The sequence below is a fragment of the Salmonella sp. FC25216 genome, assembly GCF_057751355.1.
Map to the genome: position 1 here is coordinate 70,987 of NZ_JBDGON010000010.1, position 23,886 is coordinate 94,872.

Genomic DNA, 23,886 nt, shown 5'->3' on the forward strand with positions numbered 1-23,886 from the left:
ATTTCTCACTCATTGCAGGGAAGAATCAGACGAGAACCGGATACCGCAAGGTTATCCGGCAGAGTAAAGCTGCACTGATGGCTGCCACTCCAGCGAACGTGATAGTGTTGACCCCCTTTAACACCACTCAGCCAGAGATGCCCATCATCGCTAATCATGCCAATATCTGTATTTCCGCCTTCCGGTATCACTTCGGCACCGACGGGAGGGACACCATCCCGGGTACGAACCTCGCCAAAAATATCCAGGCCGGAGCGGGAAACCAGATGGCGATAGCCAATCGCCCCCTCCGTCCAGGTGGTCTGTAATACGGAATCATCCACCGATGCCCCTTCGGGCAAATGGTTCATATCCACACTGACGCTTGTAGGCTGATAACTGGTAACGACCGGTACGACGGCATATCCCCAGGCATTCGTTGCACCTGATCCGTTATTAATCGGGATATCTTTCACCCCGTCGGTACTGACCAGCAGACGGGGCTCATTGCTTACACTTTTACGATGGAAGGCATAGCCTCTGGGAGTCACGGTCAGCGAGCCATTCCAGCTTCCGTTAACCGAGCGGTAGTCCTGATCCTGCCAGCCACCGGATAGCTGCAGCTCCCCGGAAGAGGTCAGGTGCTGATAATTCGCACTAAAATTCGCTTCGGTATGAGGTGAATTACTGTCCGTTCCAGCGGAAATTCCCCAGGTATTTTCAGGATCGGCGGAGTCATTCCATGACAATGACTGGGAGGCATGTTTGTCATGCCGCAGGTCGTACCCCAAACGGTGCTCATTATCGAAAGGCAACGACAGGGATAAATAGATCTGCCGATCCTCCTCTTCATCGTCATCATGCTGCGTATCACTGAGCGAAATACTGGTCGTACAGCCTTTAAACCGGCCCATATCGAAGGTATAACCAAGAGTGGAGTTGAACGTAGTGGACGCTGATTTGTTCCACCAGGTTTGCCGAAGCACGCTGATATCCAGATTAAGATTCAGTGCGGCAATATTCTGACTGCCGCTCACACTGACAGACTGCTTTTCCAGATCGTCATCATCACCGTATTTCATGTCGGTATAACTGGCATAACTGAGAAAGTGTCGATCGGAGTGGCGCAGTGCTGCAACCGAAATCTGGCTGTCCGTTTCATCAAATTGTTTGCTGTATATCATTCGATAGCTGTTACCGGTCTGTTTCGGCATAGCCGGTAGCTGGCTGGTCGCCCGGGTTATATCGACAGAAATGGCCCCCAACCAAAGGAGGTTCTGACCTATCCCCAGGGCAAACGACTGATAATGATTGCCCGCGCCCAGAAAACCACCATACAGGGAGGTCTGCGACAACATCCCCCAGGATGCCTCGCCCAGCGTGAACACCTCGCCAGCCGTATGATGTGAGATATCGGGGCGAACCTGGCCTGCTGACACGTTATAGCGCACCTGCCCTTTGCGAGTCAGAAACGGAACCGTGGAGGCCGAGATCTGAAAGGTACTGACCTGGCCGTTGTCCTCTGTTACCCGGACATCCAGTGTTCCCTGTACGGTCTGATTCAGATCGCGGATCACAAACGGACCTGGTGCTACTTTCGTCTGGTAAATCATCCGCCCCTGCTGACTAACGCTGACCGTAGCATTACTTCGGGCCGTGCCGGTGATCTGCGGCGCATAGCCACGTAACTGCCAGGGCAACATTCGATCGTCGCTGTTGAGGGAGATCCCGGTGAAGTCAAACGTATCAAATATACCTGACTGCAGGTTCGTCTCTCCGGCGACAAAACGGGATCCGATACCCGGCAATGGACGGAACAGATAGGTTCTGGAAACTGAACCGCCCTGTGTAGTGTCATCCCCCTGCCGGGAGGACGAATACTGAAAATCGCTGCGCAGGCGCCATGGTCCGGCATTAAGTCCGGCGATACCATAAGTGTTGGCGTTATCCGACCTGGCTTCACCCTGTGACTGATAAGTTCCCGCAAACAGATTGTAATCAAGAAGAAATCCCGGGATACCATCAGACCATTCGGAAGGGGACGTCCACCCTTTCGGGTGGTACATCAGCCAGGCCTGCGGCACGGTGATGTGTAATTGCTGGGCCTGTTGATCAAATTTAAAATGGATATCCGGTCGGGAGGAAAAGTCTGTACATCCACCGAGATCCGACAGCGACTGTCGCACCGAAAGCTGTAACCCGAAGCGATCCGCCATCGTTGGAGGGATACAGACCTGTGAACCCGTATCGGATTCGTGCCAGGACAACACCTGTTGTTCAGACAGTAGCGTATCATTCAGCGCTACGGAAACCAGGTAGCGCCCGGGGGGGACCGATGCCGGATTTCTGAACCAGCTTAAATCCACATGAGAACGGGCATCTTTGTCGATAACACTAAGGTTAAAATCAGTCGCACCTGCCCGAACTGAAATCAGTAAGCAGCATCCCGCCACCATTGCCATCCATCCCTGCATTTGATTACCACTGAAACGGACCTTTCGTTTAGATAAGGTCTGCTGCATTACAGATAGGTGATAACATACGTGGCATTGGTCGCAACTTGCCCCGGAGTGATATCAGGAGCCCCGGAATTAATAGTCGCAATATTTACCATTCGTCCCTGAAAAGTCAGGGTTTGCTCAGTGGAGGTTACCTGTAAAGGGACATCTGGTGTGCTATTACTCCCCATGGTAATAATTTCACCGCTACTTGTTAGAATTTCTACACCAACCCCCTGCGCACCGTCGGCTACCGTATTCGCCAGTACCGAGTTGTCATTATCCTGAACTGCTGAGCTATCGAATCTAAAATGCGCTTTGGTGATATCAGCACCATCGGTTCCGGCTCCAGAAAGAGCACAGTTGGTCAGATGGATATTGATATCAACAGGTGTTGAGTTGGTGTTTTTATTCAGATAATCAACAGTGGTTTGCCCCAGAGGAACATTCATATCCACACTGTCCTCTGCGAGAATGCAGGGCGCATTAATAACGGTTCCGGTAAAGTTTACCGTGCCACCGTTCACCGGCTCATCCGCAAACGCGGGAGTAACCATTAACACACCAATCAGTATCTGCCCCATCCTGGTTTTAATTCGCATACGCCCCCCCATAAAAAAGCTTCCATCCCTGGATTTTCAAAAAACGTGTTACTTGTAAGCAATGGTATAGGTAGCATTTGCCGCGACTGAGCCAGGGGCTAATGTTTCGCCAGGAATTGTTTCCATTCGGGCATGAAAAACCAGCGTTTGCTCTGTAGAGGAAACCTGCAGAGGCACCTCACTGCTGGTTCCCAGCGTCAACGGAGCGTCTTCACTGGTCAGCAAACGAACACCAACGCCAGTTGCCCCGGCTGAATTAGTATTTGCCAGCAAGCCTGCATCAGAGGTATCCACCGCTGATGAATCAAAAGTAACATCCGCTTTAGTGATATCGGCGTTATCAGTACCTCCCCCCTGAAGGGTGCAGTTAGTAAGATTAATATTCACATCAGCCGGTTTCGAACTACCGTACTTGGTTATGTAATCGACCGTTGTTTGACCTAAATCTACTGACATATCAATACTATCCTGTGCAACAATACACGGCGCATCGACCACCGTACCGGTGAAGTTAATTGTGCCGCCATTAGCAACATCATCCGCCATTGCCACACCTGAGAATGCCGAGCATGCGATTGTCACAAATAATAAGTTTTTAATCATAATTCTTCCCTTTAATTTAAAATATTAGAAAAATTTCCAACCCACTCCAGCAATTAATAAAACAAGAGTGATCTCTTCAGATCCTAAAAAAGATTACCAATTCAAAAAGATTACATTGATATAAATTATGAGACTGACAAAATCATTCACAACAACATGAAAGAACAGGCCACCAATAATTCACCAGCAAGCAATGCAGTGATTAAATGCATAATTTTTGCTCAATGTGGTTTTTAAAAAAAAAGATAAAAAACAAACTTAGAAATGGATCGTCTATTATTATTCGTTCCGGGTGGATTATATTGCTAATTGTTTGTACAGATCGATAAATCAATTGTGATAGATAAAAACTATCATTAATCATTAAATGATCGATATAAGCGATCATTTAATGTGGATTGTCTCTAATATTATTCGCTGAGTGAATGAATATATTATTTGCTATATTTTATATTACTTATACTCCACTACGTAAGTTGTGTTTGCAGCTTCTGTCTGGCTGATTTCACTCTTAATTTTTCCCATATCCCCCTGAAATATTAGCGTTTGTTCGGCAGATGAAATCTGTAATGGCACCTTACTGCTGATTCCCGGCTTCAATGAATTGTCTTCACTGGTCAGCAAACGAATACCAACATCAGTTACCCCTGTAGAAAAGGTAGTTGCCAGCAGATTTGTATCAGTGGTATCCACCGCTGAAGAATCGAAAGTAACATCCGCTTTGGTGGTATCGGCACCTTCTTTTCCTGCACCAAAAAGAGCACAGTGAATAAGATTAATATTCACATTAACGAGCTTTACTGTTTTATTTATTCAGCTAACCAATTATTTACAGTCCTAAATCCACGGACATATCAGTGCTGTTCTCTGCGATAACACATGGTGCCTCAACCACCGTATCGCTGACATTAATTGTGCCGTCATTCGCTGTGTCGTCAGCCACTGCAGCACCAGAAAATACAGCGCATGTCATTACCATAACTTCATGTTCTGGTAATGACAGATAACGAAAAAGGTAATTTCCGTATTCATTTGATGAATGAATGTGGACAGTGAAATTGAAATGTCACACGAAAGAAAAATCTGTAGAAATTGACGAAAAGTAATACCATTTTATTAAAACGCCCCCATCCCTTATCTATTATCCCGTCTATATGGCCTTCTTGTATAATCGTTTAGATAGATCAATTCCGATACAACCATAACATAAGACGATCAAACGATATTAATTAATCGTTTTATTCGATCTTGTTTTGACAGGGATTTATCAGCATTTTCTACTAATGAAAGCAATTTAAGTACAGCAGGGATGGCACATTTGATTGGCCCTCAGGCAAGCTGGCTGGGCCGGAATAATGACTCCGCTTTGGTGATGGCCACAAGCCGATTACCAAAGCGCAGGCCCTGATCGCCCGCCGCCGGGAGGATAAGAAAATACCTCCGTGGACCACGTTTCAGCGGGTACAGGAGAACCTGGTGCGGGGACGAGTCAGACCACTGGACAAACGCAACCCTACCCGCGCCATCCAGGGTATTGACGGCGACCTGAAACTCAACCGGGCCCTGCGGCTTTTTTTGTGTCTGTTGTCGTCTGGTGATATTTACTAAGGACCACGAGTACGGCACCCTTTTGGGCCCTATCGCGGAGGAGTCCCAAAATCGAGGGTCCAAAAATGGCAAAGACGGCTACACTGAAATCACAAGCGCCAGGCCAGCCAACAAAGAAATCAGCCGGTTCGATGGTGATGGTTTGATTCTGCGAATCGCTCTCCAGGCGAAGGGAAGGAAGAAAAATGAGTGTTTCCGGTATGCGCTACCTGTAAGTAAGCGAAGAACCAAAAAGCGAGTAAACGCTCAATATTGGCAGTTCTCCATTCATCAGGTACTCTCCGGTAAAGCAACCCCCTAACTTTTATTTTCCTCACCGAATTTATTATTACCGTATGCGTTATTCAACGTAATCCGAAGATGTGATCCTGCTAACCCAGTCAAACATAACTTGCATATGATTGCCATTGGATTTCCTCACACCAACCTGACAAGCATTTACACCTGTCGTTTTACCAGTCAAAACTTGTCCATACTTCATATAGATTTTGATACCGACGCCCTGTTTATAGCACTTATTACAAATCGAGAAATAATCTTTTCTTGATGGAGTATATTGCTGAAGATTAAATTTATCAGCCAGCACCAGTGAAACATTAAAAGCGTCATTACCTGATAATTCTTCAAGAATTGCCAGAGACTCCAATTTGACGTCAATGCGATTATTTCCTTTAGGTTTATCCGAAGCCAGAATCAAATTTTCTTTCGGATTAAACTTCGCAATGTAGCCTGTGATTAGCTGGGTATTATTACTCACTAACCGAACGGGGACATCATTAAAACGTAGAAATTGAATTCGACGAGCAAGCATTGAATAATCTCGCGGCCATGTTTCAGCCTCTCGCCCGTAGGAAATATCGTTTGCAACCATACATTCCATAAAGGTATATATCTACGCTGAATGAAAAAGCCCCGGATTTACGGGGCTGAATAAAACTAAATAAATTAACGTAACAGAGACAGCACGTTTTGTGGGACCTGGTTAGCCTGCGCCAGAACGGAAGTCCCCGCCTGCTGCAGAATCTGCGCGCGAGACATGTTGGAGACTTCAGTCGCGTAGTCAGAATCTTCGATACGGCTACGTGCAGAAGTCAGGTTGTTTACGGTGTTGCCCAGGTTGGTGATGGCGGAATTAAAACGGTTCTGTACCGCACCTAGGTCAGAACGTAACGTGTCAACCTGTGCCAGCGCAGCATCAATTTTCTGCAGCGGGTTTTCGGTGGTTTTAGCGGCTGCTTCAGCCAGCTCTGGCTGTGCTTTGAAATCATGACCAGCAGCTTTGCTGGCATTATAGGTTTTACCGTCGATAGTAACGACTTCGGTTTTACCGTCTGCGCCACCAAGTTGGTTCAGGGCAGTTTTGGATGTACCGTCCGCTGCGGTGTAAGACGTGGTGTTAACACTAAAGCTACCATCTTTTTTCTGGGTAGCGGCATAGTAGTTATCGCCCACTTTTACAGCGTAACCGCCATCAATCGTCTTACCGTTTTTATCGGTATAAGACATTTTGACCATTTCAGCAGTATCAGCTCCGGTCACATGGGCAGCTGTCAACTGAGCCTGAATAGCGGCTGGAGCGGCTACAGGTTTTTGAACCTGAGTAACTTCAGTAATACCAGTAGGAGTTGTAGCCTCTTTAGTGGTAGAAGCTGTCATTGAGACTGTACCATCATCAGCAACATTGACTTTATAGTAACCACTCTTAGCAGCATCGGCTGATGTACCAAAATCAACCTCTACGTAATAGTTCTTAGAGGTACTATTATAATAAACTTTGCCATCTTTAATGGAGCCAGTATCAACCGTAGCGCTATCAACGCCCGTTTTAATTGCAGTTCCAGTTAATCCTGCAATATCAAGTTTTGCCGGAGGTGTCACAGCTTTGCTATCTACATCATACGCTTTTTGCACATTCAACGTATCCAGACCCAGAGTCTGAGAGTTGATCTGCTTCAGATCGATATCGATGGTTTCACCGTCATTGGCACCAACCTGGATGGTCAGGGTGTTATCCTGCGCCAGAACTTTCACGCCGTTGAACTGAGTCTGACCGGATACACGGTCGATTTCGTTCAGACGCTGGGTGATTTCAGCCTGGATAGAGTCGAGGTCAGACTGGGAGTTGGTGCTGTTAGCAGACTGAACCGCCAGTTCACGCACACGCTGCAGGTTGTTGTTGATTTCGTTCAGCGCGCCTTCAGTGGTCTGCGCAATAGAAATACCGTCGTTAGCGTTACGGGAAGCCTGAGTCAGGCCTTTGATGTTCGCAGTGAAACGGTTAGCAATCGCCTGACCTGCCGCATCGTCTTTCGCGCTGTTGATACGCAGACCAGAAGACAGACGCTCGATAGCGGTGCCCAGTGCGGACTGGGATTTGTTCAGGTTATTCTGGGTCAGCAGCGACAGACTGTTAGTGTTGATTACTTGTGCCATAAAATTTTCCTTTTGGAAGGTTTTTGATAAATCAATCCCCCATGAGAAAAGCGACTAAAATTCTTCCTTGTCTGATGTAAAGGAGAGAATCATGGCTACTATTGGGTATATTCGTGTGTCAACAATTGACCAAAATATCGATTTACAGCGTAATGCGCTTACCTGTGCAAATTGTGACCGCATCTTTGAGGACCGTATCAGTGGTAAGATTGCAAATCGCCCCGGTCTGAAACGAGCATTAAAGTATGTAAATAAAGGAGACACCCTTGTTGTCTGGAAACTAGACAGACTGGGCCGCAGCGTGAAAAACCTGGTGGCGTTAATATCAGAATTACATGAACGTGGAGCTCACTTCCATTCTTTAACCGATAGTATTGATACCAGTAGCGCGATGGGGCGATTCTTTTTTCATGTAATGTCAGCACTGGCTGAGATGGAGCGAGAATTAATTGTCGAGCGAACCCTTGCCGGGCTGGCTGCCGCCAGAGCGCAAGGACGATTGGGAGGGCGCCCCCGGGCGATCAATAGACATGAACAGGAACAGATTAGCCGGCTATTAGAGAAAGGCCATCCTCGGCAGCAATTAGCTATTATTTTTGGTATTGGCGTATCTACCTTATACAGATACTTTCCGGCAAGTCGTATAAAAAAACAAAATTAATTAAATGAAGATTACAATAGGGGGATATAGCATTCTTGTAATACAGGCATGTTGTATAAATAAATCGAAGGGGTATACGAAAGCGATAGTTTCCAATTAAAAAGAGAAAAAATTCAATGTATTAAAATATACAGGGTAACATGCTCACGCTAAAGCATATGTTACATCCGGCTATAGACGGCATCGCTCAAAACACTAGCAGGTACTGCGTTCACATAGAAAGGCTTTTTAATCAAAACGTTAGGCGTAAGCAATTACAGACAGAAAAAGTAGTAAAGTTTATGCCTCAAGTGTCGATAACCTGGATGACACAGGTAAGCCTGGCATAACATTGGTTATCAAAAACCTTGGTTTTCAAGAACCAATAAATCGTGTTGCTGATGCGTTACAAAAATCGCGGATTGGTAACGATATTCCACATAAAGAGCTGGTCGTGCGCAACATTAGAACGGTGACGTTAAAGCCGGTTTCATTGGTTAATAAAGACGGAGGGTACAAAATTACTACAGAGCTGACGCCACAGCGATAATCCTGGCTCGCAGGTGGTACAGGATTTAACGCCGGAAAGTCTGCACAGAACACGATCCGCCGCCGAACACACTAAAATTGCCCCCAGCGCGTTATTAATACTAATACCTACGTTTCCCGTTACCTTGCCGTCGATACGTTTACCGTATTGTCTGAAAGGTTATTTGCGAAGTTATCATTAATAATCCACGGTCTGTTATTCGAATCCCGTTCCCCAATCCTGACGCTTTGACTTCGCGGCCATACGTGCGTAAACAGGGCTGAAACCAGACTTCACCGGTTAACACTCTCCTCTTCCTCGATTTTTACGAAAGCAAATCATCACGTTATCAAGAGTCGTATTTGTTATTGCATTTTTCAAATGATATTGGTAATTATTATCATTCTCATTAACGACCTGTTTGATTTATGACGTGGAGAGAGGATTTCTCATGCGTATTCTGTTTGTAGGTCCACCACTGTATGGACTGCTATACCCTGTGCTGTCCCTGGCGCAAGCATTTCGTGTTAATGGCCATGAAGTGCTGATTGCAAGCGGTGGAAAATTTGCACAGAAAGCAGCAGAAGCTGGGTTGGTGGTATTTGACGCTGCGCCAGGTTTCGATTCGGAAGCTGGATATCGCCGTCAGGAGGCATTACGAAAAGAAAATAAGATTGGAACAAAAATGGGGAACTTCTCGTTCTTCAGCGAAGAGATGACCGACCCGCTGGTCGCGTTCGCCGGGCAGTGGCGGCCAGATCTCATCGTCTACCCTCCCCTTGGGGTCGTTGGACCATTGATTGCCGCTAAGTATGACATTCCGGTAGTGATGCAAACCGTCGGCTTCGGTCATACGCCCTGGCACATCAAAGGCGTGACGAGATCACTTTCTAACGCCTACCGCCGCCATGGGGTCAGCGCTCCACCAAGAGATCTGGCGTGGATAGACGTCACGCCGCCCAGCATGAGCTTACTGCAAAATGACGGTGAGCCGGTTATCTCCATGCAATACGTCCCGTATAACGGCGGCGCCGTCTGGGAAGAATGGTGGGAACGTACACCTGATCGCAAGCGTCTTCTGGTCAGCCTCGGCACCGTCAAACCGATGGTGGATGGCCTGGATCTGATTTCCTGGGTAATGGATTCTGCCAGCGAAGTAGATGCCGAGATAATCCTGCATCTTCCGACAAACGCCCGCTCGGATTTACGTTCACTGCCGCCGAATGTCCGCCTGGTCGACTGGCTTCCGATGGGCGTTTTCCTCAACGGCGCCGACGGTTTTATCCACCATGGCGGCGCAGGCAACACCCTGACGGCGCTGCATGCCGGCATTCCGCAGATAGTCTTTGGTCAGGGTGCCGACAGACCCGTCAATGCCCGCGCCGTGGTCGAGCGCGGATGCGGAATTATTCCCGGTAAGAGCGGACTTACGAGCAGCATGATCAATACCTTCCTCGGTAATAGCGCGCTTCGCGAGGCGTCGCAAGAGGTCGCGACAGAAATGGCGGCCCAGCCTTGCCCGACCGAGGTGGCAAAAAAACTGATCGCCATGCTGCAACACGGCTAACCGCGGCAGCGCAATGACAATATGGCGGCTGAGCCCAGCCGATGTCGCCATATCTCATCTTTCACAGATAAGGAGGCTTAATGCCCGCGACTCATTCCCCCATGCCCGCTCGTGCCTGGATAGTTCGCCTTGCCCGCGTGTGTTGGGAACGTAAAATACTGAGCATCATTGTCATCGTAGCATCAGTATTGACCATTTTACTGGCTGCGCTGACGCCGCTGATAACGCGTCAGGCCGTCAATGACGCGATAGCAGGCGATACAACCCGCCTGCCGTTGCTTGCCTGCGGCCTGCTGCTAATTGCCCTTTTTGATTTCATCGGGAATTACGTGCGCCGCGGCTATGCCGGGGAACTCTCGTTGTGGGTTCAGCATACGTTACGTAGCCGCGCGTTCGACAGTATTCAAAAACTGGACGGCGCAGGCCAGGACGCCTTGCGTACCGGACAAGTCATTTCGCGTACCAACAGCGATCTTCAACAGGTACATGCCTTGCTACAGATGTGTCCGGTGCCGCTGGCAGTGCTCACTTATTATGTTGCCGGTATCGCAGTGATGCTATGGATGTCGCCATCCATGACGCTTATCGTGATTTGTGTACTGGCAGCCCTTGCCATTACCGCCCTGCGCGCCCGTCGCCGAGTTTTCGCGCAAACGGGGCTGGCCTCAGACCGACTGGCGCACATGACGGAACATATGCGCGAAGTATTGGAACAGATCTCGGTGGTAAAGTCCTGCGTGGCGGAGTTGCGCGAAACGCGCTGGCTCGATGGTCAGTCGCGGCAGATGGTACGGGTACGCATCGGCGCCGCTATCTCGCAGGCGATGCCGGGCGCAACCATGCTGGCGCTACCGGTGATAGGGCAAATCGTCCTGCTGTGCTATGGCGGCTGGTCGGTGATGAACGGGCGCATCGATCTGGGAACCTTCGTCGCGTTCGCAAGTTTTCTCGCTATGCTGACTGGTCCCACCCGCGTACTGGCATCGTTTTTGGTTATCGCACAGCGCACACAGGCGTCGGTGGAGCGCGTCTTCGCGCTTATCGACACTCGTTCTCTAATGGAAGACGGTACCGAGTCGGTTGAAGGTCAGATTATCGGGCTGGACGTGGAGAAGATGAGCTTCCACTACGACAACGGCAGCCGTATCCTCAATGAGATCTCGTTTTCCATTCACGCCGGTGAAACCGTGGCAGTGGTGGGCGCATCCGGCTCCGGGAAATCAACGTTGCTGATGTTGCTGGCGCGCTTTTATGATCCTACCTCCGGTGGGGTGTGGCTCAACACCACTACGGGTCAACAGAATATTCGCGACCTGAAACTGACGGCACTCCGTCGTCGCGTCGGCGTAGTTTTTGAAGACGCGTTTCTGTTTGCTGGCACGGTGGCGGAAAACATCGCCTATGGGCACCCGCAGGCGACTCAGGACGACATTCGACGCGCCGCCGATGCCGCAGGCGCCAGCGGGTTCATCAATGCTCTACCGCAGGGGTTCAACACCCGCCTGACCGAGCGCGGAAGCAACCTCTCCGGCGGCCAACGCCAGCGTATTGCGTTGGCCCGGGCATTGATTACCGCGCCGGAACTGCTGATTCTCGATGACACTACCTCGGCGGTCGATGCCGGTACTGAAGCGGAAATTAATACGACTCTTGGCCGTTATGCTGATAATGAACATATGCTGCTGGTGATTGCGCGCCGCCGTTCAACACTGCAGTTAGCCGATCGGATCGTAGTGCTCAATAAAGGCCGCGTCGTGGACATCGGGACCCAGGCGGAGCTGGATGCAAGGTGTCCAACGTTTCGCTCGCTGATGAGCGGCGAGGGTGATTTTCTCGCTCTCGCCCCGGCGGAACAACGTGAGCGATGGCCAACAACGCAGGCGGCAAAATCCGACGACGCGCATGAGCGCCAGATGCCCGCCGGAAAAGGTTTTGTCGACCGGATGACGCGCGTTCCGGAACGCGCCGTACAGATGGCGCTGGCAGGCCACGGGCGTCAAGTCTCATCACTGCTGACGCCAGTAGCCTGGATGTTCGTCATCGCCGCCCTGCTTATCGCGCTTGATTCCGCCGCTGGCGTTGGCGTGCTGGTGCTTTTGCAGCGCGGTATTGACTCAGGCGTTGCCGCAGGGGATATGTCGACTATTGGCATATGCGCTCTGCTCGCGCTGTGCCTGGTGGCGACCGGTTGGTGCTGCTATGCGCTGCAAACGATCTTCGCTGCCCGCGCGGCAGAGTCGGTACAGCATACGGTACGCTTACGCAGCTTCAGCCACCTGCTACGCCTGAGTCTTCCCTGGCACGAGAAGAACATCGACTCGCGGCTTACTCGCATGACCGTCGATGTTGATTCACTCGCCCGATTTCTGCAAAACGGTCTTGCCAGTGCGGCCACCAGTATCGTGACGATGGTCGCTATCGCCGCGGCAATGTTCTGGCTTGATCCCATTCTTGCGTTAACGGCATTAAGCGCCGTACCTGTAGTGATGCTGGCGACGTGGATTTACCGCCGTCTGAGCTCGCCTGCCTACGCGCAGGCACGCCTGGAAATTGGTAAGGTTAACAGTACGCTTCAGGAAAAGGTCTCCGGCCTGCGGGTAGTACAGTCGCACGGCCAGCAGGAGCAGGAAGCCGCCAGGCTACGGGCGTTATCAGACAACTTCCGCGCCACCCGCGTGCGGGCGCAAAAATACCTTGCCGTCTATTTTCCGTTCCTGACCTTCTGCACCGAGGCCGCCTATGCCGCCGTGCTTTTAATCGGGGCGACCCGGGTCGCCGGAGGCGAAATGACGCCCGGGATACTGGCGGCGTTCTTCCTGCTACTGGGACAATTTTATGGCCCGGTACAGCAGTTGTCAGGCATTGTCGATTCCTGGCAGCAGGCGACCGCCAGCGGCAAACATATCAATGCGCTATTGGCGACTGAAGAAACGGAGAATATTGAACCGTCATCCATAACGCCCACCACTGGCGCGCTCCGTCTGGAGGCATTGACATTCCGCTATCCCGGAGAAACGCAACCTGCGCTTAATAATCTCTCGCTCACCATTCCGCCAGGAACGGTAGTCGCGGTGGTCGGACGTAGCGGCGCCGGCAAATCGACACTGATCAAGCTGCTGGCCGGGCTCTACTCTCCCACCAGCGGGCAAATCCGTATCGGTGAGCGCCTAATTAATGCGGCGTCGCTTAGTGATTATCGTCACCAGACGGGGCTGGTCACTCAGGATGTCGCATTGTTTAGCGGCGATATTGCCGAAAATATCCGCTATTCGCGGCCAGACAGCAGCGACACGGAGGTGGAAATCGCGGCGCGACGGGCGGGACTGTTTGAAACCGTGCAACATCTGCCGCAGGGGTTTCGTACTCCGGTCAATAACGGCGGCACAGATCTGTCTGCGGGCCAGCGTCAGTTGATTGCCCTCGCCCGCGCCCAACTGGCGCAGGCGCACATTCTACTGCTCGACGAGGCGACAGCGCGTATTGACCGCAGCGCCGAGGAGCGCTTAATGACCTCGCTTGCCGGGGTGGCGCATACCGAGAAACGCATCGCGCTTATCGTCGCGCACCGACTGACCACCGCCCGCCGCTGTGATGTTATTGTCGTGATCGACAAAGGGCATATCGCCGAATATGGCAGCCATCAGCAGTTGATGGCGACTCATGGCCTGTATGCTCGTCTGTGGCGGGACAGCGTCGGCCCGGCCGCCAGCCACACACGTGATACGCAAGGAGAGGTCGTGGGCTAGTTTATCGACACGACTTATTCAAAATAAGCCCGCAAGCGGCTGTTCCTGTAACAGCCGCTTTAGCTATTGATATTGACCGAAATATAAATGAGATGGAATACAGAGAATGAGACTGAGCCCGCCCATCGATCCTGTCGCTATGCAGACTGCCGCGCGCCTTCGCCGCCAACTCGCCGCCGAAAGCCAGGTTGACGCTTCTCACTTCTGGCGAGAAACAAACTCGCTCGCGCTGCCGCTGGTGACAGCCATTGACGGCGCAGACGATGAACGGGAAGTCACCTTCCTGTGGCGTGCCACCTATCCTCTACAGGGGGTTTATGTTCGTCTGAACCGTGTCACCGACAAAGACAACGTGACGAAAGGTATGATGACGCAACTGCCCACAACCGATATCTGGCATCTGACGCTTCGCTTACCGGCGTCCTACTGTGGCTCCTATACGATGGTCGAAATACCACCGGAAACCCCGAACGAGAAGGTGTTGCAGCTTGGAAGCCGTTTCGCCTCCCTTGTCGGGCAGGCGGACCCGCTGAACAGCACGCCGGGGATAAATGTTCGGGGCAATGCGCAGGAATCCATTCTGGCGCTGGATCATGCCCCGGCACAGGAAGAGTGGTCAAACTGCCGCTCTCACACCGGGCAGCTTTTCACCTCAGAACATCGGCTCGCCGGACAACTTCGCCGTGTGCGGCTGTATCTTCCTGAAGTTCCTGTCGTACAACCGCTGGGCTTACTGGTACTCACGGATGGCGAGATCTGGTTCGACCATCTTGGGGTGAGCGCCGCCATTGACGCCGCCATCCGCAGCGGACGCATCGCACCGGTGGCCGTACTCGGCATTGATAATATCAATGAGCGTGAACGTGTCGCGATACTCGGCGGTCGCCGCGAACTGGTGCTCGATATCGCCGAACGCCTACTGCCAACCATTCGCGCCAAACACCCGGAACGACGGTGGGCGGACCGTACACAAACGGTGCTGGCCGGGCAAAGTCTCGGCGGCGTAACCGCGCTGATGGCTGCCCGCCACGCGCCAGAGAGCTTCGGCCTGGTGCTGAGCCACTCCCCTTCAATGTGGTGGACGCCGGACAACCGCAGTCGCCCAGACCACTTCAGCGGGGAAGAACTCTCCTGGATCAGCGAACATATGCTATCCGCGCCATCGCCAGCCGTACGCACGCATCTGTGCGTGGGATCGTTAGAAGGCTCGACGGTCCCGCAGGTAAAACAGTTGCATGAAAAATTGCGAGGCGCTGGCGTCGAAAGCCATTGCAGCGTGTACACCGGCGGTCACGATTACGCGTGGTGGCGCGGCGCGCTGATTGATGGCTTACATCTACTGCTCCGATAAAACTTCACCTGCCTAAAAGGAATAACATCCGATGTATGGTCACCAGTACCACAACAAGCGCTATTGTATAGCGCTATTTTTAGTGAGTTTTTGTTTTAGCACGCTGACTTATGCGAAGCCGGATATGCAGCCATTAGGACCGAATATCGCCGATAAAGGTTCAGGATATTACCATTTCAGGGTCAATGATTTTCAATCTGCCGATGCCGCAAGACATTACCGGGTGTGGACCGCTATCCCCAATAAAGACGCCCCGCCATCCGGTTATCCTGTCTTATATATGCTGGACGGCAACGCGGTGATGGACAGGCTACCGGAGGCGCTGCTCAAACAGTTGACAGAACACTCGCCGCCGGTGATTGTAGCGATTGGCTATCAAACTAACCTGCCGTTTGATCTTAACGGCAGGGGTTATGACTATACGTTGCTGCCGGGCACCGATCGCGAAGGCAATGAAAACAACCCACGTTTTCATCGTAAGACCGGCGGCGGGCCAGCGTTCCGCCAGCTACTGGAGAGACATATCGCGCCGCAGGTGGAACAAGGAATAACCATCAACCCCGAACGGCGCGGGGTGTGGGGGCATTCTTATGGCGGCCTGTTCGTTTTGGACTCCTGGCTATCGTCATCATTCTTCCATATGTACTACAGCGCCAGCCCGTCGCTCAGCAGGGATAACTTTGCCCTGTTGAATCGCCTCGCGACAGTGAAGCCATCGCCGTTCTGCCATAAAAAACTCATTATAATGGAAGGTTCAGCGTCGAGTGGGGATAGCAGGCAACGCCAGATGGCCGAGCTCCTGCAAAAAGTTCAGGAGACCGTGATAACGCTTGAGAACAACGGCGTTAACGCGGCCTTGCAGGATTATCCGGGCCTGGGCCATGGGCCCATGTTTAACGCCTCTTTTCGTAGTGCATTGCTGGATATCAGTCGCGAACAGGCAAGCACAAAGTCACGCTGCCATTAACCCGTCGCCAGAACATGCCCGCCAGCGGCGGGCATAACCCATCAAAACGAGGCCGTCACACCGGCATAATAAGCCCGACCGGGTTCGTTATAGGTATTTGCCCCTTCGGCGGAGCGATAGATCTGTTTATCGAAGATATTGCTGATACCGACATTAAGACGCAGGTTCTTGTTGATATCGTAGTTAACGTTGGTGCCGACCAGTGAGTAAGCCCCCAGCGCTTTCCCGGACAGTCCTTTGACTTCACTGCGCGACTCCGCATGCGTTCGCGGTTTTTGCTTGCCGTATAACGTCCAGTTGACGTTAGCAGAGAGCGCACTGGTGATAGTCCAGTCGAGGAAGGTATTCACCGTATATTTCGGGATTATCGATAACGGATTGCCGGTATCTTTTTGCTCAGAAGTGATCATATAAGTCGCGTTGGTATTCCAGTTCAGACGGTCCGGCATCAGCGGAACAGCCATGCTGGCTTCAATACCTTCAATCAGCGCCTTACCACCATTCTGCCACGGCAGTACATAAGCGCCAAATGCGCTTTTGCCAATAATCTTATCGCCTGCAACAATCTTATTCTGATAATCGTTACGGAAATACGTTACGCTTGCGTGGTAATCGTCTACGGTAAATTCCAGCCCAATCTCTTTATTGATGCTAATTTCAGGATCGAGGTTCTTATTACCGACCAAATAGCATCCTATTCCTCCTGACGGAAGATCTTTGGGGCACCCATTACCTTTCGAATAAAGTAAATACCCCTCACTGGTCTGATACAAGTTCGGTGCCTTAAAGGCCCGGGCGATACCTGCCTTCACCTTGACGTATTCACCTAACACCTGGGAAAGGTTAAGACTGGGACTAAAATTACTACCGGATTTGCTCAGGTAGTCAAAACGCAGGCCCGGAATAATGTTGGTACCGGCCATGGGTTCGATATTATCTTCAACGTACAGCGCGCTGATTTCCGATTTATTTTTGCTGCTACGATTAGCCGCCGAACCGGAAATCCCGCCGATATTATAATCCTTAACCGTCAGACTGGTAGAAGAAGGATCGTTCAGCTCATCCCGGTTCCACTCCGCGCCGACGGTGAGCGTTTGCTCAAATAGCCATGTCATTGGGACATTCACCTCGCCGCTGGTGCGATACGAGGTCAGGCGGTTAGTGGTGAACGTCTGGTCGTTGGTGATACGCCCCTCGCCGCCGCCGGAGAGTCCCTCATTCATGCGGGTATTATCGGTTTTTTCATAGTAGAACCCAAGCCGGCTTTGCCCCCAGTCCCAGATGCCGTTATGAGTTAGACCGTAATTCTGCCGGTACAGGCGATTGGTCTCCCGCCCGGACTGCGCCAGACTTTTGGTAACCGCGTTTGAAGTACTGTTTTGCGTATCGCCGGCATAGATATTCCCCTGCCGACTGTATCCCGCTTCAAAATCGAGGATTTGCTGTGGGGTCATTTTCCATGAGAGGACGCTATTAATATCTTTATTAGTGACCCCCTCCCGTCCGGCGGCATTTTTGGTACCGGCGGAGGAGTTAATATCCCAGCTATCGGCGTCGGTTCTGTTGAGATTACCGTACAGGCGCATCGTCAACGTATCGCCAGCCAACGGGCCGCTAAGGCTGAAGTTACCACGCCGGGTGTCGCCCTCTTTGCTGCTTTCCGGCTGGTTGGTATAGAGCGACAGCGAGCCGTGCCAGTCGTTAGTCGGACGTTTGGTGATGATGTTCACCACTCCGCCTGCGGCACCAGAACCATAGCGCGCGGCGGCGGGCCCGCGGATGACTTCAATGCGTTCTACCAGCTCCGGCGGCACCCAGTTCGTATCGCCACGGGTGTCGCGTTCCCCGCGCCAGCTATAGCGTACCGAATTTCGCGACGTCACCGGCACGCCGTCAATCAGCACTAAGGTATTTTCCGGCCCCATGCCGCGAATATCAATTTGTCGGTTATTCCCGCGCGTCCCCGAGGCGCTATTACCGGTAAGATTAACCCCCGGCATCTTACGAATAATATCGGAGAGATCGTTAACGGGAGGATTCTTCTGAATATCATCGCGGGTAATAATCGAAACGCCTGGCTGCTGTTTTAATACTTGCTCGGCGGTGGATTCAACCACCATAGTTTCGCCGTTGTCGTCAGTAGATTCTGCTGCTGATAATGGACTATTAACCCCTGTAGAAACCACGGTTATTAACCAGAGGAGCTTATTAACTCTCATACCCATTCCCTAAATAATGTCTAAAGTAAAGCTGTTGTTCTCAAACTCACATCCTTGCCAGGTTACGACTATATAGTAATAATTATCACTTGCTAATGATAATTATTATCATTCAATAAAGAAAAAGGCAATCTTTCAACCGCAAAAATCTGGTTATAAGAAAACGTAAACGGGATTTTGAAATATGACTCTCTGTCTGGGCTCAGCTTTGCCGGTAAATCTGGCAAGGGGTGGCAGAATGCGCCCTACTGAACGGAGGTTTTACAAAACAGGAATGAATGGAATAGCATTACTTTTCAAACAGTTAATTAAAATCAAGAAACAATCAGGTGAGATGGTATAGCGCGGTTCAGAGTTCACCGACGCTTCCCTGCCGACGGTGGACTGTTCTTACATTTTGTCAGGGATTTTTCGTCTGGTGTTTAATGGTGGGCTCGGACACTATTGTGATCATTCGATAGATAGCCATGCCTGGCTCCAGAATACACAGCGCCTGATAATATTTATCAGGCGCTTTACAACAAAAAATCGTCAGTCTGTATCAGGTCTGACCGCTATAATAATAGCGCGACTACCTCGCAAAATCCCTTTATATTGTATGTGGTTAACCTTGCACATCGCTTTCCCGTTCTCCAGATTCTACGGGCAAGAATGACAACCAACCGTTATTAGATTTTACTGTCGGGTGTTGTTCATATAATTATCTCATGCTTGATACAGATAGTTATTCTTACATTTCTTTTATTTCAGATTTACGTCAAAAAGGACTAAAAATCTTCACTATAAAATTCGTTAAAGAGAGTTTATGTACTTGTAGACATTCTGGTTTCTTCGGTAAGCGAATGGGTTAGCGTAGAATCTTTAAGGTTGGCATTTTTTAAATTGGCCTGAGACAAATCAACTTCGGCCAGGTTCATAGAAGTTAAATTAGCCTTTTACAGATTTGCCCGGGCTAAAATGGCCCCTTCCATATTAGTGGCCATCATAGTATTACATTTTAACGTTGCATCGCTCATATTGGCACATATAAGGGTTGCACCTGAAACATTGGCGTTTAGGCGTATTATTGCTGCCATTGATAAACTGTTTAACAATATCGTCTGTATGGCCTTCCTCGTTGCCTTTACGTTTAACTCAATCAGGCTACCGTCTCGGTTATGAGTCTATCGAGTAGTAGGACCGTAGTATGACGATGCATCAGAGTGATGATATAGAAAGATACAATCCGTTATTAATGTTAAAAGAAGTCATGGCGCAAACGCCTTATCGGCATAAGCGCTGGGGAGAGCGTAAGTTTCGCTATAAATTTGTATTACGTTGTCTTATTAACCCCGTAACGACAATTAAATACTTCAATGAATTATGTAATCTGAATCAGCCCAGAACGCTGATAATTCATCGTCCGCTGTTGCCGGCAAAAATCCAGCGGCCTTATTTGTATACCGGACTTAGCATACGTTGCCGGGCAAGAGCTATTCTGGAACACTACCAGTTCGTGCAGGCCTTTCCGGAAAATAAAATAAAAAAAATCCTGTTGTCCGAGGAGCAAACCTTGCTCGCTCACCTGGAAGGGAAAAACGGTGCTCTGGTGGATATCTACTGCGGTCCCTGTGGCTATGACAGGGAAGGCGAACTGACATTAACGTTGTGCTTCAATGATACGCCGCTGGCGCGTTTGTCATTTTCCTTTATCCACCATCAAGGGAAGCAAATAGCGCTGGTTGCCGGGTTACAAGGGCCCAGTAAACATGTTGGCCCTCAAGTCATACGTAACGCTACCAAAGATTGTTACGGACTCTTTCCTAAACGGATGCTGTATGAAGCATTTACGACATTTATTCAGTCCTGTAATGTAACGGAGATTTATGCGGTAAGTGAAAACAACCATGTTTATCGCCAACTCAGATACTTATTCCAGAAGAAAAAGACCTTTGTGGCCAGCTATAGTGAATTCTGGGAGTCGCTAAACGGCGTTAAGGAAGGTGCTTTATACCATCTGCCATCACAGGTGATGCGTAAAGCGCCTGAAAGTATCCCCAGCAAGAAACGTGCAGAATACCGGAACCGCTATCATATTCTGGATACAATAGTACAAGAGGTTAAAAGCCTCTCCCATTAGGACTAATTCAGATATGGATTTGCAGATCCTGCCACCGTTCAGCGGCTTTCTCTGAAATCTATAACTAATCTTCATTGCTACTGAATGGTTAAATATAAAGTAGCCTGTGAGTGAAAAGCGCGGTATTAAACCGTGGCTTTCACTCATACTATTATCAACGACTTAATCTTATTCTCTTCACCATAACATCATCAATTAGCGTGTTAACCAGTAAATACAAGTTAAACATCTGTCACATTTTTATTTGCCTGGACAACAAAATAATTCAAAATAGAATTTTCAGTGATCTACATCAGGAGTTTTGGTGAAAATACAAGAAGTTAAACGTATATTAACCCGCTGGGAACCATCTTCCTTTTCCCTGTACCGGGAGGCGTTTACACAATACGGTGGTAGTATCAACATGCACCCAGATATTGTTGACTATTTTATGAGGCGCCATAACTGGCATTTTAAATTCTTCCACTATAAAGAAGATGATGTCATTAAAGGCGCATACTTTATCTGTAATGATCAGAATATTGGCATCCTGACGCGCAGAACCTTCCCGCTATCTTCAGATGAGATACTTATTCCGATGGCACCAGATTTACGCTGCTTCTTACCCGATCGTACTAACCGACTTTCGGTGTTACATCAGCCACAAATACGCAATGCGGTATGGAAAATTGCCAGAAAAAAACAAAACTGTCTGGTCAAAGAAACGTTCTCTTCAAAATTCGAAAAAAGGCGCCGTAATGAATACCAAAAATTCCTACGAAACGGAGGAAACGTCAGAACGGTAGATGAACTTTCTACCGAAGAGTTGTCGCACACCTTTATCTCATTGTTCCAGTCACGCTTCGGTGACACGCTAAGCGGTTATCCACCCGAAAATTTAATAGATTTTTTTACCCAGTTGCGCCACCTTTTGTTCGGTAACATTCTTTATATTGAGGGTGCTCCCTGTGCGTTTGATATTGTGCTGAAGTCTGAAAGTCGCCTGAACATTTACTTTGATGTTCCAAATAGCGGTGTAAAAAGTGAATACATGAATCTTAGCCCCGGTAGCATACTAATGTGGCTAAATATTAACCGCGCCAGACATTATTGTCATGAAAGACAGAAAAGATTAATTTTTTCCATTGGCATACTGAAGCCTGAATGGGAATATAAACGCCTGTGGTCGACCCCCTATTTTACTGGAAAATCGATTTGTTAAAATAAAACATGGACGTAAATATATTTTACGTCCTGACTTTTCATAAATCCTGATGAATTGATAAAAAAACAAAAAATCTCATCAGAATTTAAAAAATAAGTTAACATCCATATAATCATAATGACAATTACTCGAAATTCACTTACACTATACTCGGTTTTATGGAATTGATTAACACGGTATGTTGCAGATAACGTGCTAAAAAGAGTGCAGCGGTTATACACTGTCATGCCTGTGTCATTAACTCGGTATCAGGCGCAGATGATGGTTACAGCCACCATTTTATCTCTTCTGGCTGGGCGTACCGCCAGTAGATTAAAGGTGTAGCCTTGCTTTATGGCATTACGAAAATGCGGGTGAGGTCTATGCTCAATGTATAGGTTATTTGTAACAACTCTCTTGTGCATAACAATTTTACCGTCAACAGCGTTGAACTGTTACTGTGGTTCTTGCTGACAGCAGGCTTAAAGATTGCCTTAACGCGGGATATCTGATAACTGGATTATATTATGACACATGCAGACTGGCTGATTCTTGGGTATACGACTGTTATTATTATTTTTGGCATCGTATGTTATATCGGATTGCTTAAGCTGATAATGAAATGCAAGCACGAAAAATAACGTACTTACCGCGAGGAATACACTCTCAGGAGATACGATTCTTCGGCAATGATTTACACCACTGCCGGAATACTATTTTTACATAAATCAATCAGGTATTGAGAGTGATGTTATCATAGCCGCGCCAGCGATAATTCAGCAACGAGAGCAGCCAGAATAGTACAAAAGCGCCCACCACCCAGAAGCCCACATTCCCCATATGATCGTTAAGCGTGCTGACGGTCTGCCAAAATGTTCCGCTTAACTGTAACGCATCATCAATCAGCCCCAGCGCCTCAAGCCCGCCAATCGCCAGCGCAACAATGACGGACGCGGCGGTAATGGTCATATTGTAATAAAGTTTACGTAATGGATGCGAGAAAGCCCAACCATAAGCGCCTACCATGACAAAGTTATCCAGGGAATCCACCAGCGCCATCCCTGCGGTAAACAGCACAGGAAAAATCATCATCGACCATAGAGATAACCCTTGATTGGCTGCCGAGGCGGAAATACCCAGCAGCCCAACTTCGGTTGCGGTATCAAATCCCAGACCAAACAAAAAACCGACAAAATACATATGCCAGCTTGAAGTGACCAAACGAAACGTACGCTGAAATATACGCGTCATCAGCCCGCCAGGTAACGCCTTATCATGCGCCCCTGCTGGCTCGCCACGCGTAACTGAACGAAACTGCCGCCACACGCTGAACAAAATAAACAGGTTAAGCAACGCCATCGCCAGCAGAAAAAAAGCTGAAACAGCCGTACCGATCAATGAACCATATTGATGCAGAATATCAATACGATCACGAAATGCCATCGACGTCACAACAATCGCCAGACATGCCAGAATGACAATGGTTGAATGTCCCAATGAAAAAAATGCTCCCACGCCTAAAGGCGTTTTGCCCTGCTGCATCAGCTTGCGGGTGACGGTATCGATAGCTGCGATATGATCGGCATCAACCGCATGACGCAACCCAAAACTATACGCCAGTAGAGCTGCGCTCAGCATGACCGCATGGTGATGAAAAACACAGAACGCCCAAATCCAGGCCAGGATGTTAACCCCGACAAGAAAGACGGTTAATGCTATTCCCCGTCGTTTAGTATGATTATTCATGCTCCTGCACCCACTACATTTTTGATTAACGCTACGGTTTGTAGGGGGACTGTATGATCATTTGATAAAAACGTCACACATCAAGATGCATCTTTT

Annotated in this window: 17 protein-coding genes and 2 pseudogenes; 9 read left to right on the plus strand and 10 right to left on the minus strand. The window is 49.3% G+C overall.

The genetic code is table 11. The features are described from left to right. Positions 1 to 5 precede the first annotated feature (5 nt). The 5 genes from AC3G3F_RS18865 to AC3G3F_RS18885 all read right to left on the minus strand — a co-directional run bounded on the left by AC3G3F_RS18865 (position 6) and on the right by AC3G3F_RS18885 (position 5,308). Positions 6 to 2,453, minus strand: a complete 2,448-nt coding sequence (locus AC3G3F_RS18865) for a fimbria/pilus outer membrane usher protein (protein WP_488395545.1) — start codon at positions 2,451 to 2,453, stop codon at positions 6 to 8. Between the two features lie 47 nt (positions 2,454 to 2,500). Further along, complete coding sequence (locus AC3G3F_RS18870) at positions 2,501 to 3,079, minus strand: fimbrial protein (RefSeq protein ID WP_024149566.1); 579 nt, start codon at positions 3,077 to 3,079, stop codon at positions 2,501 to 2,503. A 48-nt stretch (positions 3,080 to 3,127) separates the two neighbouring features. Further along, positions 3,128 to 3,682 carry a fimbrial protein gene (locus AC3G3F_RS18875; RefSeq protein ID WP_023246859.1) on the minus strand — a complete coding sequence of 185 codons (555 nt, stop codon included), beginning with the start codon at positions 3,680 to 3,682 and terminating at the stop codon, positions 3,128 to 3,130. 453 nt (positions 3,683 to 4,135) lie between these two features. Beyond that, complete coding sequence (locus AC3G3F_RS18880; RefSeq protein WP_371113475.1) at positions 4,136 to 4,495, minus strand: fimbrial protein; 360 nt, start codon at positions 4,493 to 4,495, stop codon at positions 4,136 to 4,138. A gap of 516 nt (positions 4,496 to 5,011) precedes the next feature. Continuing rightward, positions 5,012 to 5,308, minus strand: a complete 297-nt coding sequence (locus AC3G3F_RS18885) for a hypothetical protein (protein ID WP_063390716.1) — start codon at positions 5,306 to 5,308, stop codon at positions 5,012 to 5,014. Positions 5,309 to 5,321: 13 nt separating this feature from the next. Between AC3G3F_RS18885 and AC3G3F_RS18890 the strand changes: the two are divergent. Further along, positions 5,322 to 5,522, plus strand: a pseudogene (locus AC3G3F_RS18890) (hypothetical protein); the annotation flags it as partial. A 108-nt stretch (positions 5,523 to 5,630) separates the two neighbouring features. On the opposite strand, the gene fljA reads toward AC3G3F_RS18890, so the two are convergent. Then, positions 5,631 to 6,170: a phase 1 flagellin gene repressor FljA gene (gene fljA / locus AC3G3F_RS18895; protein WP_024149565.1), complete on the minus strand. Its 540-nt coding sequence runs from the start codon at positions 6,168 to 6,170 to the stop codon at positions 5,631 to 5,633. A gap of 65 nt (positions 6,171 to 6,235) precedes the next feature. Further along, positions 6,236 to 7,723, minus strand: a complete 1,488-nt coding sequence (locus AC3G3F_RS18900) for a FliC/FljB family flagellin (RefSeq protein WP_488395547.1) — start codon at positions 7,721 to 7,723, stop codon at positions 6,236 to 6,238. 91 nt (positions 7,724 to 7,814) lie between these two features. Between AC3G3F_RS18900 and hin the strand changes: the two genes are divergently transcribed. From hin to AC3G3F_RS18930, 6 genes are all read left to right on the plus strand, one after another. After that, positions 7,815 to 8,384: a flagellar phase variation DNA invertase Hin gene (gene hin, locus AC3G3F_RS18905; protein ID WP_023249030.1), complete on the plus strand. Its 570-nt coding sequence runs from the start codon at positions 7,815 to 7,817 to the stop codon at positions 8,382 to 8,384. A gap of 331 nt (positions 8,385 to 8,715) precedes the next feature. Next, positions 8,716 to 8,913: a hypothetical protein gene (locus AC3G3F_RS18910; protein WP_053529713.1), complete on the plus strand. Its 198-nt coding sequence runs from the start codon at positions 8,716 to 8,718 to the stop codon at positions 8,911 to 8,913. Between the two features lie 430 nt (positions 8,914 to 9,343). Continuing rightward, on the plus strand, positions 9,344 to 10,459 hold the full coding sequence (gene iroB, locus AC3G3F_RS18915; RefSeq protein WP_023249029.1) for a salmochelin biosynthesis C-glycosyltransferase IroB: 1,116 nt from the start codon (positions 9,344 to 9,346) through the stop codon (positions 10,457 to 10,459). Between the two features lie 80 nt (positions 10,460 to 10,539). Then, positions 10,540 to 14,205: a salmochelin/enterobactin export ABC transporter IroC gene (gene iroC / locus AC3G3F_RS18920; protein ID WP_488395550.1), complete on the plus strand. Its 3,666-nt coding sequence runs from the start codon at positions 10,540 to 10,542 to the stop codon at positions 14,203 to 14,205. 106 nt (positions 14,206 to 14,311) lie between these two features. Then, complete coding sequence (locus AC3G3F_RS18925; RefSeq protein ID WP_488395552.1) at positions 14,312 to 15,556, plus strand: alpha/beta hydrolase-fold protein; 1,245 nt, start codon at positions 14,312 to 14,314, stop codon at positions 15,554 to 15,556. Between the two features lie 31 nt (positions 15,557 to 15,587). Beyond that, the gene (locus AC3G3F_RS18930) at positions 15,588 to 16,523 is read left to right on the plus strand and encodes an alpha/beta hydrolase (protein WP_488395553.1); all 936 of its coding nucleotides are present in this window, start codon (positions 15,588 to 15,590) and stop codon (positions 16,521 to 16,523) included. Between the two features lie 41 nt (positions 16,524 to 16,564). Here the strand turns inward: AC3G3F_RS18930 and AC3G3F_RS18935 are convergent, their stop codons facing one another. Then, complete coding sequence (locus AC3G3F_RS18935) at positions 16,565 to 18,742, minus strand: TonB-dependent siderophore receptor (RefSeq protein WP_275668829.1); 2,178 nt, start codon at positions 18,740 to 18,742, stop codon at positions 16,565 to 16,567. Between the two features lie 803 nt (positions 18,743 to 19,545). Beyond that, a pseudogene (locus AC3G3F_RS18940) lies at positions 19,546 to 19,797 on the minus strand (pentapeptide repeat-containing protein); the annotation flags it as partial. Between the two features lie 131 nt (positions 19,798 to 19,928). Between AC3G3F_RS18940 and AC3G3F_RS18945 the strand changes: the two are divergent. Both AC3G3F_RS18945 and AC3G3F_RS18950 read left to right on the plus strand, forming a co-directional pair. Next, a complete protein-coding gene (locus tag AC3G3F_RS18945; RefSeq protein WP_024149740.1) occupies positions 19,929 to 20,861 on the plus strand; it encodes a VirK family antimicrobial peptide resistance protein in 933 nt (310 codons plus the stop codon). Between the two features lie 304 nt (positions 20,862 to 21,165). Next, the gene (locus AC3G3F_RS18950) at positions 21,166 to 22,062 is read left to right on the plus strand and encodes an antimicrobial resistance protein Mig-14 (protein WP_070801726.1); all 897 of its coding nucleotides are present in this window, start codon (positions 21,166 to 21,168) and stop codon (positions 22,060 to 22,062) included. A 714-nt stretch (positions 22,063 to 22,776) separates the two neighbouring features. On the opposite strand, the gene AC3G3F_RS18955 is transcribed toward AC3G3F_RS18950, so the two are convergent. Continuing rightward, positions 22,777 to 23,790, minus strand: coding sequence for a HoxN/HupN/NixA family nickel/cobalt transporter (locus AC3G3F_RS18955; protein WP_023249021.1), 1,014 nt, complete (start codon positions 23,788 to 23,790; stop codon positions 22,777 to 22,779). Between the last annotated feature and the right edge of the window lie 96 nt (positions 23,791 to 23,886).

Excerpts from the sequence above, each read along its gene's own strand:
- AC3G3F_RS18875 (WP_023246859.1), bottom strand. The coding sequence starts at position 3,682 with ATGATTAAAAACTTATTATTTGTGACAATCGCATGCTCGGCATTCTCA.
- fljA (WP_024149565.1), bottom strand. The coding sequence starts at position 6,170 with ATGGAATGTATGGTTGCAAACGATATTTCCTACGGGCGAGAGGCTGAA.
- AC3G3F_RS18945 (WP_024149740.1), top strand. The coding sequence starts at position 19,929 with ATGACGATGCATCAGAGTGATGATATAGAAAGATACAATCCGTTATTA.
- hin (WP_023249030.1), top strand. The coding sequence starts at position 7,815 with ATGGCTACTATTGGGTATATTCGTGTGTCAACAATTGACCAAAATATC.
- AC3G3F_RS18900 (WP_488395547.1), bottom strand. The coding sequence starts at position 7,723 with ATGGCACAAGTAATCAACACTAACAGTCTGTCGCTGCTGACCCAGAAT.
- iroC (WP_488395550.1), top strand. The coding sequence starts at position 10,540 with ATGCCCGCGACTCATTCCCCCATGCCCGCTCGTGCCTGGATAGTTCGC.
- AC3G3F_RS18870 (WP_024149566.1), bottom strand. The coding sequence starts at position 3,079 with ATGCGAATTAAAACCAGGATGGGGCAGATACTGATTGGTGTGTTAATG.
- AC3G3F_RS18955 (WP_023249021.1), bottom strand. The coding sequence starts at position 23,790 with ATGAATAATCATACTAAACGACGGGGAATAGCATTAACCGTCTTTCTT.
- AC3G3F_RS18925 (WP_488395552.1), top strand. The coding sequence starts at position 14,312 with ATGAGACTGAGCCCGCCCATCGATCCTGTCGCTATGCAGACTGCCGCG.
- AC3G3F_RS18865 (WP_488395545.1), bottom strand. The coding sequence starts at position 2,453 with ATGCAGGGATGGATGGCAATGGTGGCGGGATGCTGCTTACTGATTTCA.
- AC3G3F_RS18930 (WP_488395553.1), top strand. The coding sequence starts at position 15,588 with ATGTATGGTCACCAGTACCACAACAAGCGCTATTGTATAGCGCTATTT.
- iroB (WP_023249029.1), top strand. The coding sequence starts at position 9,344 with ATGCGTATTCTGTTTGTAGGTCCACCACTGTATGGACTGCTATACCCT.
- AC3G3F_RS18935 (WP_275668829.1), bottom strand. The coding sequence starts at position 18,742 with ATGAGAGTTAATAAGCTCCTCTGGTTAATAACCGTGGTTTCTACAGGG.